Annotated in this window: 1 pseudogene; it reads left to right on the forward strand. The window is 40.9% G+C overall.

Features of this window, described 5'->3' with window-relative positions:
• Positions 1 to 389 (forward strand): annotated as a pseudogene (locus B2X72_RS03845) (carboxypeptidase-like regulatory domain-containing protein); the annotation flags it as partial.

The raw sequence follows: 389 nt of genomic DNA on the forward strand, positions 1-389 counted from the left end.
GTGCAGGGCGCCAATATGACTGTTGCTGATGACATTAATCTAAACTTTGTCCGTGACCTTCAGATACAGCTTAAATTTGAGAAAGACAGCAAAAGTCGCTTCTACCTAAAAACAAGCACCCTGGGTATTGATTTTTCTTTAACGGAAAAAGGCATGGGGATACGTGGAAGCCGAACAGTGGATTACAACAATTACAAAGTCGGCATTCAGCAACCTGATAGTACCTATGATGGTCCGTCTACGGTTATTGCCTATAACGTCGAAAATAAGAAAGCGACAAAATCCTTATTTGAAACACAACGACCGCTTGCCCTTGCGCAAAACGAACTGAACATCTATCATAATATTGATACATTACAAAAGATCCCTTCATTCCGTTCGTTCATGGA

The sequence above is a fragment of the Sphingobacterium sp. UBA7253 genome, assembly GCF_002472745.1.
Taxonomy (GTDB): domain Bacteria; phylum Bacteroidota; class Bacteroidia; order Sphingobacteriales; family Sphingobacteriaceae; genus Sphingobacterium; species Sphingobacterium siyangense.